23 protein-coding genes are annotated in these 13,460 nt (G+C 36.5%); 2 read left to right on the forward strand and 21 right to left on the reverse strand.

Translation table 11 applies throughout. The features are described 5' to 3' along the window. The 19 genes from G6554_RS14960 to G6554_RS15050 all read right to left on the reverse strand — a co-directional run bounded on the left by G6554_RS14960 (position 1) and on the right by G6554_RS15050 (position 9,316). Positions 1-429: a hypothetical protein gene (locus G6554_RS14960; RefSeq protein WP_166243238.1), complete on the reverse strand. Its 429-nt coding sequence runs from the start codon at positions 427-429 to the stop codon at positions 1-3. Then, a complete protein-coding gene (locus G6554_RS14965; protein ID WP_347564317.1) occupies positions 417-683 on the reverse strand; it encodes a primase-like DNA-binding domain-containing protein in 267 nt (88 codons plus the stop codon). Before G6554_RS14965 ends, G6554_RS14960 begins: the two co-directional genes overlap by 13 nt. Positions 684-921: 238 nt before the next feature. After that, positions 922-3,312, reverse strand: coding sequence for a phage/plasmid primase, P4 family (locus tag G6554_RS14970; RefSeq protein ID WP_166243242.1), 2,391 nt, complete (start codon positions 3,310-3,312; stop codon positions 922-924). 1 nt (position 3,313) lies between these two features. Then, positions 3,314-3,535 carry a hypothetical protein gene (locus G6554_RS14975; RefSeq protein WP_166243244.1) on the reverse strand — a complete coding sequence of 74 codons (222 nt, stop codon included), beginning with the start codon at positions 3,533-3,535 and terminating at the stop codon, positions 3,314-3,316. 118 nt (positions 3,536-3,653) lie between these two features. Next, positions 3,654-4,130, reverse strand: coding sequence for a DUF669 domain-containing protein (locus G6554_RS14980; protein WP_166243246.1), 477 nt, complete (start codon positions 4,128-4,130; stop codon positions 3,654-3,656). Further along, the gene (locus tag G6554_RS14985) at positions 4,130-4,837 is read right to left on the reverse strand and encodes an AAA family ATPase (RefSeq protein WP_166243312.1); all 708 of its coding nucleotides are present in this window, start codon (positions 4,835-4,837) and stop codon (positions 4,130-4,132) included. The genes G6554_RS14980 and G6554_RS14985 overlap by 1 nt, the downstream gene beginning before the upstream one ends. Then, positions 4,834-5,421, reverse strand: coding sequence for a BC1872 family protein (locus G6554_RS14990; protein WP_166243249.1), 588 nt, complete (start codon positions 5,419-5,421; stop codon positions 4,834-4,836). Before G6554_RS14990 ends, G6554_RS14985 begins: the two co-directional genes overlap by 4 nt. 2 nt (positions 5,422-5,423) lie before the next feature. Further along, positions 5,424-5,972, reverse strand: a complete 549-nt coding sequence (locus tag G6554_RS14995; RefSeq protein WP_166243251.1) for a host-nuclease inhibitor Gam family protein — start codon at positions 5,970-5,972, stop codon at positions 5,424-5,426. Positions 5,973-5,988: 16 nt separating this feature from the next. Beyond that, the gene (locus tag G6554_RS15000) at positions 5,989-6,324 is read right to left on the reverse strand and encodes a hypothetical protein (protein ID WP_166243253.1); all 336 of its coding nucleotides are present in this window, start codon (positions 6,322-6,324) and stop codon (positions 5,989-5,991) included. Continuing rightward, positions 6,325-6,504 (reverse strand): hypothetical protein, encoded by a 180-nt coding sequence (locus G6554_RS15005; protein ID WP_166243255.1) that lies wholly within the window; start codon positions 6,502-6,504, stop codon positions 6,325-6,327. It abuts the gene before it with no gap. Between the two features lie 83 nt (positions 6,505-6,587). After that, positions 6,588-6,929: a hypothetical protein gene (locus G6554_RS15010; protein WP_166243134.1), complete on the reverse strand. Its 342-nt coding sequence runs from the start codon at positions 6,927-6,929 to the stop codon at positions 6,588-6,590. A gap of 101 nt (positions 6,930-7,030) precedes the next feature. Continuing rightward, entirely contained in the window at positions 7,031-7,282 is a 252-nt protein-coding gene (locus tag G6554_RS15015; RefSeq protein WP_166243257.1) for a hypothetical protein, read from the reverse strand. A 7-nt stretch (positions 7,283-7,289) separates the two neighbouring features. Then, positions 7,290-7,541: a hypothetical protein gene (locus tag G6554_RS15020; protein WP_166243259.1), complete on the reverse strand. Its 252-nt coding sequence runs from the start codon at positions 7,539-7,541 to the stop codon at positions 7,290-7,292. A gap of 4 nt (positions 7,542-7,545) precedes the next feature. Continuing rightward, on the reverse strand, positions 7,546-7,725 hold the full coding sequence (locus G6554_RS15025; protein ID WP_166243261.1) for a hypothetical protein: 180 nt from the start codon (positions 7,723-7,725) through the stop codon (positions 7,546-7,548). Continuing rightward, positions 7,725-8,036: a hypothetical protein gene (locus tag G6554_RS15030; RefSeq protein WP_166243263.1), complete on the reverse strand. Its 312-nt coding sequence runs from the start codon at positions 8,034-8,036 to the stop codon at positions 7,725-7,727. Before G6554_RS15030 ends, G6554_RS15025 begins: the two co-directional genes overlap by 1 nt. Before the next feature lie 109 nt (positions 8,037-8,145). Further along, the gene (locus tag G6554_RS15035; RefSeq protein ID WP_166243265.1) at positions 8,146-8,355 is read right to left on the reverse strand and encodes a hypothetical protein; all 210 of its coding nucleotides are present in this window, start codon (positions 8,353-8,355) and stop codon (positions 8,146-8,148) included. A gap of 43 nt (positions 8,356-8,398) precedes the next feature. After that, on the reverse strand, positions 8,399-8,776 hold the full coding sequence (locus G6554_RS15040; RefSeq protein ID WP_166243267.1) for a hypothetical protein: 378 nt from the start codon (positions 8,774-8,776) through the stop codon (positions 8,399-8,401). A 103-nt stretch (positions 8,777-8,879) separates the two neighbouring features. Then, complete coding sequence (locus G6554_RS15045; RefSeq protein WP_166243269.1) at positions 8,880-9,065, reverse strand: hypothetical protein; 186 nt, start codon at positions 9,063-9,065, stop codon at positions 8,880-8,882. Positions 9,066-9,091: 26 nt separating this feature from the next. Beyond that, positions 9,092-9,316: a helix-turn-helix domain-containing protein gene (locus G6554_RS15050; RefSeq protein ID WP_166243271.1), complete on the reverse strand. Its 225-nt coding sequence runs from the start codon at positions 9,314-9,316 to the stop codon at positions 9,092-9,094. A 215-nt stretch (positions 9,317-9,531) separates the two neighbouring features. Between G6554_RS15050 and G6554_RS15055 the strand changes: the two genes are divergently transcribed. Continuing rightward, positions 9,532-10,191, forward strand: coding sequence for a LexA family protein (locus tag G6554_RS15055; RefSeq protein ID WP_242637859.1), 660 nt, complete (start codon positions 9,532-9,534; stop codon positions 10,189-10,191). 58 nt (positions 10,192-10,249) lie between these two features. Then, positions 10,250-11,611 (forward strand): recombinase family protein, encoded by a 1,362-nt coding sequence (locus tag G6554_RS15060; RefSeq protein ID WP_166243273.1) that lies wholly within the window; start codon positions 10,250-10,252, stop codon positions 11,609-11,611. On the opposite strand, the gene G6554_RS15065 is transcribed toward G6554_RS15060, so the two are convergent. Both G6554_RS15065 and G6554_RS15070 read right to left on the reverse strand, forming a co-directional pair. Further along, a complete protein-coding gene (locus G6554_RS15065) occupies positions 11,608-12,180 on the reverse strand; it encodes a hypothetical protein (RefSeq protein ID WP_207343051.1) in 573 nt (190 codons plus the stop codon). The genes G6554_RS15060 and G6554_RS15065 overlap by 4 nt on opposite strands. Further along, entirely contained in the window at positions 12,165-13,157 is a 993-nt protein-coding gene (locus G6554_RS15070; protein ID WP_242637862.1) for a nuclease-related domain-containing protein, read from the reverse strand. Before G6554_RS15070 ends, G6554_RS15065 begins: the two co-directional genes overlap by 16 nt. Positions 13,158-13,460 lie beyond the last annotated feature (303 nt).

Raw genomic sequence — 13,460 nt, forward strand, 5'->3', positions numbered from 1 at the left:
TTATGCTCCTTTCTTGGCATATGTAACAGCATGGATGTATAATTCATGCGCCAATTTATTAGATTCATCATTTTCAAATTGCCTGTAATCGTCATATATGTCTTTCCATCCGTTGTTTGCTAGCACAACCATCCAGTCATAAAACATATCTAGTGATTCAACATCATCACACAGCCAGCTATTTAATTTTTCGTTCTGTTGCCATCCACAACTTTGATGAACCATTTTCATGAGAGTGACTTTTTCATTACTGGCACCCTTCCAGGACTTGAACCAATCATCTATGGCTTGAAAGTTTTGTTCGGCAGCTTGCATAACAGGAGCCGGAATCAATTTTTGTTTATCTATTGCAATCCGATCATCTTTATTATCAAGATAGATATCTGCACCGGATTTCCAAATTTGACTTAGAATCATTAGTACTTGCATGGAAGTAGCTTCACTCCCCATCTAGCAGGCTTGCCATTTGATATATAACGTGCCCCAATCCGTTCCTTGTGTAACCGAGCGCTAAATCCTTTTCTACCCAATGGTTTTAAATTATTAATCTCGCAATATGCCAAATAACGTTTATATAAACCTTCTGTTAGTTCGAAATTTTTAATATCTCGTTCTAAATTCTCCTTAATAAATGTTTCCATAAAAAAATCCACCACCTTTACTAAACGTGTTACTGAAATCACTGTTTTTTACCCTAAAAATATCTAAAATTACGCTTATTTTTCATTTAGTAACACAGCGCAAACCTTACAGCCCCAATGGATTAAGGCAATTGGTGTTACTTGTGTTACCTCAATCCACCATAAAGGCTCCTAATAAGTACTTATATTTATTTTTATTTTTTTGTTTTTATAGGATATTGGTAACAAAAATAACAAAAATATCATAAAAGGTAACTTAAACCCTTGGTACGACTAACTTTTAAGAAAATTTAAATGTGTTACTTTTTGAAGAATCGCTCGAATTATGGCTGTTATTCGGTAATATTTCGCCTTTTTCAGTATCATTTGATAGCTGAAAAGTAACATTTGCTCTTTCTTTCAAAGTAATGCCGTAAATCCAGAACTTGTTGTAATTTCCTCGATCACGTTTATATCCTTTTGTTTCTAAAGCTCTGTAAAAGGCTCTATTTTTTAATGCAAATTCACCGTTTTTAAAGCACCAATTGGAGTAAACTTCGTAAAGTTCTTTCGCTTCAATCTTTTGGGTACCGTTTATGAAACAACACTCGTATAAAAATGGCCCTAATATATCCATTTCCTCTTTATAGTCACCAGTCGCTTTCATAACAGTTGCTGGATCATTAAGCCCCGACTGCTGCCACTTCAAACAACCTTCAAGCGCCCAATTAAGAATGCCTGGCATTTCAAGAGATAATTTTTCTGGCAATTTTTTATCACGTTTTTCTTTTGGTAGCTGCAGATTGAAGGGAATCAATCGAATACGCCTCCAGATACCTTCATCTACACCTTTGATTACTGGTTTATGATTCGTTGTAAAAAACACTTTAAATTCAGGAATAAACTCGAAATATTCTTGGCGAAGGAAACGAGCCAACACCGGCTCCCCTCCTGTTATCTGCTTAACGAAAGCTTCAGATAGCTGCTCCCCATCTTCACTTTCAATAGCTGAAACAAACCGGGCACCTACTAATCTAGCAATATCGTTATTTGCACCAGTCTCTTTTTTCTTAATGAAAGTATCTGATTTTGCTTGTTTACCGTATTCGCCCATTAAATCTTTGATAGTGTTAATAAATGTCGATTTACCATTGGAACCACCACCTATTAAAAAGACCATTATTTGCTCTGTAATTTCTCCGGTGAGTGAATAACCAATTAAACGCTGCATGTATTCGACAAGTTCTTTATCCCCTTGAAATATTTGATCCAAGAAACTTAACCATTCGGGGCATTTCGCTTTATCGTCGAATGTAATATTTGTGATTTTTGTTAATCCTAGTTCCCTGTCATGCGGTTGCAACTTACCTGTTTTCAAATCAATGATTCCATTTTCGACATTGAATAAATATTTATGCCGGTCAAAGTCTTCACGCTCTCCTGGAACCAATGGCATAAGATCCTTAATGCTATTCATCCGGATATTTCTCCTTTCGCACATTCTGGCCCACTTGGTTTCAGCTTCATCCTCTGATTTATAAAGGCTCCGGAGGACTTTAGCAGTGATACGTTCTATTTCCTTCTTGGTGTCCAATTTCCACCGTTTGCCGTCCCATATTAACCAGCCCATGTCCGATACATATTTGATTACATGGCCATATTCGTATGCGATCCGTTCAGCATTACCAAGTTCGGTTAAACGGAATTTCTTTTTCGGTTTTTGTTCTTCCACAACTTCTGCAGCATCACTATTGTGGAAGTCAAAGGAGAATTCAGCGAATTGCTCCTTATTGTCCAATATCGTTGTAGAAGTAGAAGAAATGGCCGTTGCTATTGTTCTTTCGCCGTATGTCTCATTCGTATCTCTGAAATGGATAACGTCCCATTTATCGCGCATAAGGCCTGATTCCCGGAACATGGTATCTATTCGAGTTGCTGAATTACCTGTCCAAAATGCAAGATGGTTACATAATGCTAGATCACTTGCTGAATGGTCACCATTGATTAAGGTGCCGTTGAATAATGACCGAATTTCATCACCATTTTTAGAGCGAAATATTCTATCCCATAAAGCATCATTTGAAATTTTAATTTCATCTTTTTCAAATTCAGCAAGGTTGATCCGGCCTTGGATATCGCTATCATCGAAATATTGTTCAAATACTTCTGCCAGTTCATCCGTCCGATCATAAATTTCATTTGAATTTTCTCGATTACCAGTGAAGGTAAAATAGCGACCGTAGGAATATATTTCTAAACCGTGCTTTGTATTTTTTCGACCAGTCCCTATAACTCCTTGTGGAAGACCACCTTTGATGATGATGTGGACCCCTTTGCCGGATGGAGAAAATTCAGTGTAACTATCAAGCGTGTCAATAATTTCAGTTGAAAAGGTATTTGTCTTTCCTTCTGTTACACACTTATCAATATCAATCCCGATGTAATTGTCTTGCCGGCTGAATACAAATCCGATGCCGTCATAATCGCCTTGGAGATAAAACTTAACAGCCGTTGCAAAGGTGCTCCAGGTGCGGCGGTTATTAGCCTGTGCCATTTCTCCATTTGCTTGATAGGGTACCTTAGTTGGCTTGCCATTGCGCTTCTCACTTTTCCACAAAATCCATTGCGGCAGGGCTTTTAATTCAGCAGGAATATCGTTAAAATTGTATGGATCTTCTTTCGTGCTGCCCATCCTACTTATCTCCATCCTTATAAATCAATCCTTGACGAAACATATGAGCGTGACTATCGTGGATATTTTTAGTAATAAAACGATATTTAGCCCAATCATGACCAATTTTTTCTTTAATTTTGCGAATCGCTTTTGATTTCGTTGGTTCTTGAATACCGAATACAAATTGTTTACTAACACTACTCCAAATGCCGATCATGCCTGTTTTCGGACTTTTTGCCATGGATTTTCACCCCACTTCTCTATTTTTGGGTATAAAAAAGAGAAGCTGGGCAAAACCAACCTCTCTATTTAGTTAATATTGAAGGTCCCACTCGGTTAATCCGAAGTATGGGTCATCATCAAAAGGGTAAATCATCATCGCTGATAGTAATTGCACCAGCTGACATAATTGGATTTACATCTGACGCATCATAATATTTAGCCTTAGCAGCCTTTCTTTTTTCTTTTACACCGTCAACAACTTTATCGTATTCCTCATGTTTAACGGTTATTTTTAAATTTTTACTGATAAGCTGTTTAGCCATATCTTCCGCTGAATTGAATGGATGTCCATGTGGAAATCCGCAAGCTTTTAGCAATGAATTTACAATTTTCACTGAAACCTCATGATCGAAAGTGAATGTGTTGTACTGTATTTTTGCACCTTGATGATTTTGTGGTACATCACTACGAACCTCGAAATCTACTGTTAGTTTTGGTTTACCAGCTTGTGTTTTACCAGCTTCAGCATTCAAAATTACAGCTTCATACTTTCCTTCTGCCACCAATTCAAAAGCTACACTTGCATTTTCTTCATCAAATTTAAAGAATGACATTATTTATTTCCCCCTTGTTTTTCTGGTACGTAACCAATTTTAAAAATATCTTCATGAGCACAAGCCTTACGTTTATCAAGTTGATTTTTTGCAGCAATGTAAGGTGAGGGCTCTAAAATGAATCCATAATTTTTGGTTTCTTCATTGATAACCGATTTGGCAACTACTTGGCATAACCCCATAAAGTTGTTTAATATCTTAATTCGGATATCTGGGTAAGCACGGTTTACAGCTTGACCACTAGGTAATTCCCATTTGTCTGTGATTTCCCATGCTGTGAATACAACACGTTTTCCCAATGTTTGAATGAAACGGACACTATCAATTATGAAAAAATCAATTTGTTGATAGTTTGCTTGAGAAGGTACTCGATTGTTATTTCCATCTCTCCCTAAATTTGCAAGCATGGATCTAGTTAACTCTGAAATGTTATCAAAGAAAATTGTGTCGTATTTTGATAAGTTTGCTGTCGCTAAATCTTTCATAAGTTGATTCCAATTCGTCCAGGCTTCGTAAGTATCGAATTTTACAATATCGATATTTGGATTGCCGGCTAATGGAGCCTGAGTTTTATCAATCGGGATGTAGAGCGTTTTACCTTCCAAATAATTAGCTGTAGAAGTCTTACGCATTCCGGGATTACCATAAATCAGATATGTTGAATTATCTGTTGTAATTTGGGCACCGTTTGTTATTTCCACTTTTATACCTCCACTCCTACTGCTTTTAGTGCGGCCTTGCAGATTGCTAATGGTGCAGTTTCTGCTGTTTCTATATACACTTCATTTAAAGTAAAATGGAATTCGCATATAAAAAACGAGTCGTCGCAATCCTTTGATAAAATAAAATCACTATTTTTACTTAATTTTTCAACCACTAACCAAGCATCTTCAATTTTTGAAAAATATTGTGGAATATCATCCATAAACCATTCAGATTCTTTCCACGTTCTTTCTTCATCGGACAAAAGAATAACCTTACCTGTGTATTTATCTGGTTCCAAATTGATTTCTTCTGGCGCTCCTAGCCAATAAGAATTAGCATTTGTTCTAGTGAACCATTGCCATCCGAAAATCTTCTCAGCAATCAATTTATCAATCTCTCGATTGTCCAATTTATTAACTCTTTTTTGAGGACGGCAGGGATTGTCTAACCCGGCTTCATATTCGCCACATATCTTACAGATATTAAGACCACCATCTAAAACTAATTCAGCTGTTCGATTTCCCTCCCATTCTTCCCAGCTCATATCCTTAAAATCTTCTTTTGTATAAAGTACATGTCCATTCATTTTTAGACCTCCACAGAATAGGAGATTGATTCCGGCTTAACCGTCATACCTGGCACAAGTTGTCCATTTTCATCAACTACTACTTTTTCACCAGATATTTCAACGATTTTTACGGATTTCTTAAAATCAGCCCATTTCAGGCTCATTTTGATGTATTCATCCATGCCGTTTTCAACAACGTGATGCAGGATTTCACCTTCAGCATCTTTGTCAGGTGCTTCTTTGGTTTTACGAGATTTAGATTTGCCGTAAGGAGTAGAAATGGTTTTAGCTTTAGGATCTGCCGCAAGTTGCTGAGCATGATAAATGGAAATCATATTTTCAAAGAATTCAACACTGTTAGAAATTGTGGACAGCTCCCCACTCTCCCATTGGGCGATACGTTCCCTTTCCACATCAGCAACCTGTTTGATTTCCTTTTCCTTCGACTTTAACGCGGACAATTTACGGAAAGCCCAATTAAGGCTGTTAAGATCCGTAATTTCAAAATTAGTTTCCTGCGCCTGAATTTCTTCAACTTCCATTAGTTCGATTTGCTGTAATGAGTTCATTATTTAATTCCTCCCCTTATTTGAATAATGCTTCAGTTATTTTTTGGACATTCCATGAATGGGATAAATTCTTAGCTGCATTTTCCATTAATTGATTACCAGCAGTAGCAGCAATATTAACAACAGCCTTTTCAAGTTCAACCTGTAATTGAGGCTTTACATTTTCAAGAGCATTTTTAACTTCGCCGGCTAATTCATTTTTAAAGAATTCTTGAACTAATTTAGATGTTTCTTCTCTAACGCTCCAAGTAAGACTATTAACTATATCTTTCTTGATATTTTCCTTTACCATTTCTGCAATATCTGTTGAGCTATCACGAATAATTTTTTGAATTTCAATTTCCATATTCATCTATTTTTCCTCCTTCTCTCTAAGAACAAAATCAAGATATTCATAGGTTTCAACTAAATCCTCAAATAGAGCACTGCCACCAATTGCTTTATGATATTGCTCCAATACTTTATAAAACGGCTCCAACTTATCACATTGTGGAGAGAATACCGTACGATCCTTCGAATTAAAATATGGCATTTTTATTCCTCCAGTTGATTTTTTGTAAATCTTTGTTAAACTGAAGTTGTTAAGTACTTATTGACTCGTGTTGCAGCACGAGTTTATTTTTTTGCCCTATATGGCCACTTTTCCAAATCAATTTTCCTTTGCTGGCTGATATATTTATTAAGGATTGCATATGAGACATTCACTGCCTTAGCCATGTCCGGTATGCTTGTACCAGACATAAATAATTTGTGTAGCTGTTCTTTATCGACAGCATCCATGGCCCTTTTCATATTTTTCTTTCCTCTGTCTTCCACAGATTTCTTATACTGCATTTCTGTAACGTTAGAAAACTTAGTACCTTTTGGTCTTTCAGTCGGCACTATAGGGTGTTTGGCGATGTATGCGAGCCGTTGTTCCTCGCTCATTTGCCAAACGGTTACTTTACCAATGGACATTTTATTTCACCCCCTTTGAAGCTAAATAAACTGCGATTAAGCGTTCCTGGACTGACATCGATAACCATTGTTTAGGTTTGATTTTCATATGTATCACCTCCTTATAATTTAGCTAGTTCTTGTTCTAGCTTTTCTATTTCTTCAACTACAGCTTTTTCAAAAGCAATTTTCATTTTTTCTAATAAATGTAGATCTTTTGTTTCAACATAACTTCCATGCTGATATGCGTCGAATATGAACCTATCTGCTCTTTGAGACTTAGCAGCATCCTTTTTTAATTTTTCAATCCGGTTCACAATTCCACGCGCTTTTTTCGCTCGTTCCTCCATATACTCAAGCGTTTTTCTGTCCATTTATGTATCACCTCCTTAATTCATCAACTAATCCCATCATTTTCAAATGAGCGTCAACTTCACTTTCTGCCTCTTTAATTAATTTCATTTCGGCGAAGTAGTTAGTAAAAGATTTATAACAACGGATGATTTGATATACTCCCCAAACACCATTTATGCAATCTGGAACATACATTTTCAAATGCTTAATTTTCTTACCAGCAACCTTTTCAGCTTCACGAACTTGTTCGTAATTTTCTTTTGCTACTAATACCTTCAATATCTCACCTTCTCTCAAGCTCCTCCTGGATTAATTCAAGCAAAGCTTGTTGCCTTTGAACATATTCATTAATGGGATTTCCCCCAGCTACGTATGAACCAATTCTGCGTTCAGCATCTTCAACAAGATTTAGCAAATCAGCATAGGATAATTGTGGAAGACTTGATTTCCAACTCTCTAGCATTAGCAGTTGATTCCTTTGATGTTGATATTCAACAAAGTTAAAGTTGCCCTGACTATCATTTTGTTATCTGGAACTAATAGATTGTCGTAATACTCCTTAACCTTTTCTTCCGGCGATTCTTCCAATTCATATCCCACATACAAGGCAGAGCACACTGTATTTAAATCCAAATTATTTAACGGGGCTCTATCACCATCCCATAGATCACGAGCGTGCCAGTGGACAAGACTACCTTTTTCTCCGCCATTTACTTCAAGAGCACTTTCCAATGCGGCAGCTTCTTCTTTCGACAACATAACTTTTTTCAACATTTTCTCCCCCTATGATTCTTTTATTTTTTTATTCCTAAATTCGTTCACCAATTTCTGCAGTGTGGGTAAAAAGGAAAGCCTTACGGCTAATTTTGTTTCGAAAACCGTATTAATCATTTACTTTAAAAAGTCTTTTTCCACATGAACGACAATAAGCATACTTACCATCTGTGTAAGTTAAACTATCATGTATATCAGAATTATGTTCCTCGTCATAGCTACCATCGAATTTATATCTAAATTCAGCTAAACCTTTTATTTGAGTTTTTACATAATAACCCTCGTCAGAATGGCAATGAGGACAACTGGTTATATCCATTTTGATTCACCTTTCTTGCGACACAATTTGGTTCCAAATCGCATCAAATCACATACCGCTTATACTCAACGGTCTCAATCGTGTAATCCAATGTGCCGTAATCAATATTTTTTTCTTTCAATGCATTGATCAGCAGGCGTTTTATTTTTAAAAGCTTTGTTAATGTTTTTTGTTGTTTTGATTCAGTATTGTTCCAAGTTTCATATCTGATATAGAACGATGTGTGAAGGATTTCTTCAGGAACTATATCTTTAAAACGCTTTTTAAAAGCTTCTTTCGTTGGAGCCAACCAGAACATTACTTCTGCAACGTTGCTGCTATAATCAACTTCACATCCCATTTCCGTTTGCATATGAACCAAAATGGACAATTGCTGAATTTCACCAATCAATCGACTTGCTTTTAAAATGTAATCATTCATTTTTAAGACCTCCATTATCCTTATTGACGTTGCTACCGCCTCATTAGCTATCAATTCCATCACTAACCGTCATTGGCTCGGTTAACAGCGCTTTGGTTAACAGTTAATTCTTTCTCTTAACTAGTTTTGTAATAAGCTGTCCGTCTTTGCACACAACCAATCGGTCATAGCCGTTATCAGTAGCTGTATGCTTTTTTTCTTTTATCCAACATCCATTTAGTAGCTCTGATAATCCGACTGGAACCGGAACTGGGAATTCACCCACTTTCATTTCAGTTATTGTAATCATTTGGCTCCTCCTTCTCTATCTCCTCCTTATGCAGTTTTGAATTTCCGAAAAAACTCGGATTGTGGTCCAAAAAAAATATTGTCTAGAGGGATCTGATACAATTTTTCGACATTTATTAAAAATGTTCTTGGTACATTTGTTGAATCTTTCTCGTACTTAGAAAGTGTATCTTTATTAATACCAAGGAGAGCTGCCGCATCTGTTAATTTTAGTCCAGCATTCACCCGTGCTGCTCTTAGTGTGATTTTCATATATGTAATCACCTCCTTGTTAACTTCGGCTTGAATCTAATATATCCGAGATTTTTCGGAATGTCAACCGGATTTTCTCGGATTTTTAATAAATATTATAAAGTTTTCGTATTATTTATTCCGTTTATTTTCGGATTTTTTATTTACTTTCCGTATTTTTTCGGATATAATCTAAGTAACTTATAAATAAGAAACGATACGTGGAGGGGACCAAATTGTTAGATCGTGATTTACCACTAAAAAAGAAAATTTCCGAGAATATAAAAACTTATATGAAAATAAATAATTGGAGTCAAATAAAAACAAGTGAGATTTCAGGAATCTCTAAAAGCACTCTTTCTGATTACATAAATTGTAAAACTTTAATACATCCAGGAAATGTTGAAAAATTAGCAAAAGCATTTGGAGTTGAGAAATCTGATATTGATCCAAGTTTTGGATCATCAAAAGATATAGTAAACGAAGACCAAGGTGAATATTCAGCTCCTAATTCTATGAAAAAACTCCCAGTGGTTGGAAAAATTTCATGTGGTGCCGGATCAATTGCGTTTGAAGAAATTGAAGGATACGAACCTACACCAAGAGAATGGTTAAATGGCGGCGAATATTTTTATCTTAAAGCTAAGGGAGATAGTATGGTCAATGCTCGAATTGTGGAAGGTGATTTGTTATTAATTAGAAAACAATATGACGTAGAAAACGGCGAGATTGCTGCAGTGTCAATCGATGATGAAGCTGTCCTTAAAAGAGTATTCAAAACTGGTGATAATGTGATTCTTCAAAGTGAAAACCCTAATTATGCTCCAATTGTACTCGACCCTAAAAAGAATATCCGCATCATTGGAAAATTAAAACGAGTAGTTTTAACTTTTTAAATACATAGAGGTAGGTGTGATAACTAACTTTTTTATTAAATAGGAGGTAATTTTGTATATGAGGGCCGCATTATATATTAGAGTTAGTACTCAAGAACAAGTTGAAAATTACAGTATAGAATCACAAAAAGAGCGCTTGGAGGCATATTGTAAATCAAAAGGTTGGGCAGTTTATGATGTTTACATTGATCCAGGCTATAGCGGCTCAAATACTGACCGCCCAGCTCTGCAACGGTTGCTAGCTGATTTAAATAATATTGATGTAGTGGTTGTTTATAAATTAGACCGTCTCTCTCGTTCGCAAAGAGATACGCTTGATTTAATCGAGGAATATTTTCTAAAAAACAGTGTAGAATTTGTATCTATCACAGAAACTCTCGATACATCCACACCATTTGGGAAAGCAATGATAGGCATATTATCGGTATTTGCCCAATTAGAACGTGAGACGATAGCTGAGCGCATGAGAATGGGGTTAATCAAACGAGCTGAAGAAGGATATAGAAGTGCTGGGGGGAATTATGATCCAGCTGGTTATGGAAGAGGAGAAAATGGAGAACTGTTTATTAAAGAAGAGGAGGCATTGCATATTAAAACAACCTATGACCTTTATGAACAATACCATTCGATTACTAAGGTTCAGGAAATATTAAAGGAACTAGAGTTTCCAGTATGGCGATTTAGGCGCTATAACGACATATTAAGAGCGAAATTATATTGTGGGTATGTAAGCTTTGCAGGAACTTATTATAAAGGCCTTCATGATCCGATTGTTACAGAAGAACAATTTAACCGTGTACAAGTGCTTTTATCAAGACATAAAGGACATAATGCTCATAAAGCTAAAGAAGCATTGTTATCAGGATTAATTATTTGTGGGCACTGTGGAGAAAATTTTGTTTCATATCTTTATTATGACAAGCTAAAAAGTGGAGAGAAGAAAAAATACCGTTATTATTTATGCAGGGCAAAAAGATTTCCTTCTGAGTACACTGAAAAATGTACAAATAAAAATTGGAATGGAAATAAGCTAGAAAAACTAATTATTGATGAAATCCAAAATTCGATAATCGATAAGAAAACCGAGAAAAGTAAAACAAAAAAAATTAACTATGACAAATTGATTAAGAAAGTTGATGAAAAAATGGAGCGCACCTTAGCTTTATATGTGGAGGGCAACATGCCAGTTGCATTACTCAATAAACAGATCGATGCGCTGGAACAAGAAAAAAAACAACTACAGAATAAAAAGGAAATACAAGAAAAACAATTAGAAATCCAACTCACAGATAAAGAATTGAAACAGTATACGATTGATCTGCAATCTGCGGATTTCCCCACCAGGCAGGCCGTCATTCAAAAGTTAATAAAACAAATTATCATCCACAATGAAGATGTAGAAATCGTGTGGAATTTTTAATACAAAAAAATTATGTATTCATATCCTGCCACGCAAACAGCCCAGATAAGGTGCTCCTGATTCGCATGGATGGCCTCCACCACATGATTTGACGCTACCCTTTGCCCCTCCGAGAGTATCCCTTTCCATTCCAATACCTTCATAGGGGAAAGGGTGTCAGGCACCGGGCCCTTCCAGCCCATCAGCGGAGTGCATTCACTGATTCTGCCCATCATGAGGCAATGCCGGCAATAGAGGCAGGTTTCGCCACATCGTGAGCATGGAAAGGCGGCAAACCACCTTGGGTCCTTGTTGCCACACCGTCCGCAAATAGGTTGTTTTCCATTGTAGACGATTCCTTTACGGTATGTAACATATCCATTTTGATAATGTGTTTGGACTTCCTCATGGGTGAATGGAATATCTTCAAGGAGGAGCTGTTTTCCGGAAAGAATCTGCTGAAGGTTAGGGTTGTAGGCAAACTTTGGATTGAGCGGCGGCTGTGGGATGGTTGGGATTTTCGAGATGGGCAGAGAGTCTTCGACAGTATTGCTTTTTATTAAGAGTTCATCCTTTATGATAAACCGCATGCGGGCACCTTCTTTGGCCATTGATGGTAAATTCGATTTTTTGTTTTTCCTGTTGATGGTAGGTTTAATTTATATAGGACTTTTTGAGCGGTATCGTTGTTTGGGAGATGCAGGAGACTTCGAAGCTCGAAATTGGTAATCGTTGGTTTAATCAAGTAAAAATGGTCAATGACGGCTTCTAAATAGGCATCTTTTGAGGTAGTTTTGCAAGAGGGACAAATCCATTTTCCTCTTTTATAATTCATCGGAATGTGGTGGCAGTTTTCAGTCGGACAACAAACTCCACTGCGAATATCCTTTTCTGTAAGGTTGTATTCTTTTAAAATATTTATCGGCTTCGGACAGTGCAGACTTAAGAGTAAGTCTCCAATTTTAGTAAGAGTATCGCTATCTACTCTTTCATGACTATATCTTTGTTCGAAATGATCAATTTTATTAAAAACATCTCTTCCCTTACAAACTTTGCTAAAATCAACTTTTTCACCGGGATTGGTTTTTAAGATTGTATTCGTGCTTTTAAAGAAAATTAGGGTATCAATCGGCAATAGATTGCATCCATTATTGACCATCCAGCTTTGAAAGAGGGACTTCAATCGTTGGCATTGGACTCGAGGGTCTTCGAAGGCCTCTTCAGTACCATCCTCATGAACCCGAATAAGCTGCTTGAATATATTATCAAAAATTAGCGTGCCGGCAATATTTTTTGCTTCAATGATTAAAATATAGCTTCGAGATAGGAGTAGAGTATCGATTTGAAAGTGAGTACCATTAATTTGGAGTTGGAGGTCATGAAAGGTGAGGTATTTTTCCTGTGGAAGTTCCTTTACGTAATTTGCTAGAGCCATTTCGCCCCAATATCCTGCCCACCTTTTGGCTAAGTCTCTTTCAATTTCTTGATATTTATAATGGCTTCTACTAATTCGTCTTTTTAAAATCTCATTTAAAAATAATCTATGTGGCGAGGTGAGTTCTTTCATATTCAATTGGGTTGCCACTCCTTTACCTTATATTCTTACTTTGAAGAAATACTGCAAATACTGAAGAATTTCCTGCTTATTTGTCGAATATTTTTGTGATGTTTTTATGTCGGTGTTGGATTCCGCTCACTCTTGGCATAATTCCGCCAAACTGGGGTTGGATTCCGCCAAACTCGTGAATAATTCCGCCGACATTTGCACTTATTCCGCCAAGCTAACCTCCGATTCCGCCAAATCCCATTTTCACCCACATACCATACCAAAATACCAATCCAAATATAAAAAACCATTCTGGCCCAAAGA

Source organism: Bacillus sp. MM2020_4 (assembly GCF_011250555.1).
Classification (GTDB): Bacteria; Bacillota; Bacilli; order Bacillales; family Cytobacillaceae; genus Neobacillus.

Excerpts from the sequence above, each read along its gene's own strand:
- G6554_RS14960 (WP_166243238.1), bottom strand. The coding sequence starts at position 429 with ATGCAAGTACTAATGATTCTAAGTCAAATTTGGAAATCCGGTGCAGAT.
- G6554_RS14970 (WP_166243242.1), bottom strand. The coding sequence starts at position 3,312 with ATGGGCAGCACGAAAGAAGATCCATACAATTTTAACGATATTCCTGCT.
- G6554_RS14975 (WP_166243244.1), bottom strand. The coding sequence starts at position 3,535 with ATGGCAAAAAGTCCGAAAACAGGCATGATCGGCATTTGGAGTAGTGTT.
- G6554_RS14980 (WP_166243246.1), bottom strand. The coding sequence starts at position 4,130 with ATGTCATTCTTTAAATTTGATGAAGAAAATGCAAGTGTAGCTTTTGAA.
- G6554_RS14990 (WP_166243249.1), bottom strand. The coding sequence starts at position 5,421 with ATGAATGGACATGTACTTTATACAAAAGAAGATTTTAAGGATATGAGC.
- G6554_RS14995 (WP_166243251.1), bottom strand. The coding sequence starts at position 5,972 with ATGAACTCATTACAGCAAATCGAACTAATGGAAGTTGAAGAAATTCAG.
- G6554_RS15000 (WP_166243253.1), bottom strand. The coding sequence starts at position 6,324 with ATGAATATGGAAATTGAAATTCAAAAAATTATTCGTGATAGCTCAACA.
- G6554_RS15005 (WP_166243255.1), bottom strand. The coding sequence starts at position 6,504 with ATGCCATATTTTAATTCGAAGGATCGTACGGTATTCTCTCCACAATGT.
- G6554_RS15010 (WP_166243134.1), bottom strand. The coding sequence starts at position 6,929 with ATGTCCATTGGTAAAGTAACCGTTTGGCAAATGAGCGAGGAACAACGG.
- G6554_RS15015 (WP_166243257.1), bottom strand. The coding sequence starts at position 7,282 with ATGGACAGAAAAACGCTTGAGTATATGGAGGAACGAGCGAAAAAAGCG.
- G6554_RS15025 (WP_166243261.1), bottom strand. The coding sequence starts at position 7,725 with ATGCTAGAGAGTTGGAAATCAAGTCTTCCACAATTATCCTATGCTGAT.
- G6554_RS15030 (WP_166243263.1), bottom strand. The coding sequence starts at position 8,036 with ATGTTGAAAAAAGTTATGTTGTCGAAAGAAGAAGCTGCCGCATTGGAA.
- G6554_RS15035 (WP_166243265.1), bottom strand. The coding sequence starts at position 8,355 with ATGGATATAACCAGTTGTCCTCATTGCCATTCTGACGAGGGTTATTAT.
- G6554_RS15040 (WP_166243267.1), bottom strand. The coding sequence starts at position 8,776 with ATGAATGATTACATTTTAAAAGCAAGTCGATTGATTGGTGAAATTCAG.
- G6554_RS15045 (WP_166243269.1), bottom strand. The coding sequence starts at position 9,065 with ATGATTACAATAACTGAAATGAAAGTGGGTGAATTCCCAGTTCCGGTT.
- G6554_RS15050 (WP_166243271.1), bottom strand. The coding sequence starts at position 9,316 with ATGAAAATCACACTAAGAGCAGCACGGGTGAATGCTGGACTAAAATTA.
- G6554_RS15060 (WP_166243273.1), top strand. The coding sequence starts at position 10,250 with ATGAGGGCCGCATTATATATTAGAGTTAGTACTCAAGAACAAGTTGAA.
- G6554_RS15065 (WP_207343051.1), bottom strand. The coding sequence starts at position 12,180 with ATGCGGTTTATCATAAAGGATGAACTCTTAATAAAAAGCAATACTGTC.
- G6554_RS15070 (WP_242637862.1), bottom strand. The coding sequence starts at position 13,157 with ATGAAAGAACTCACCTCGCCACATAGATTATTTTTAAATGAGATTTTA.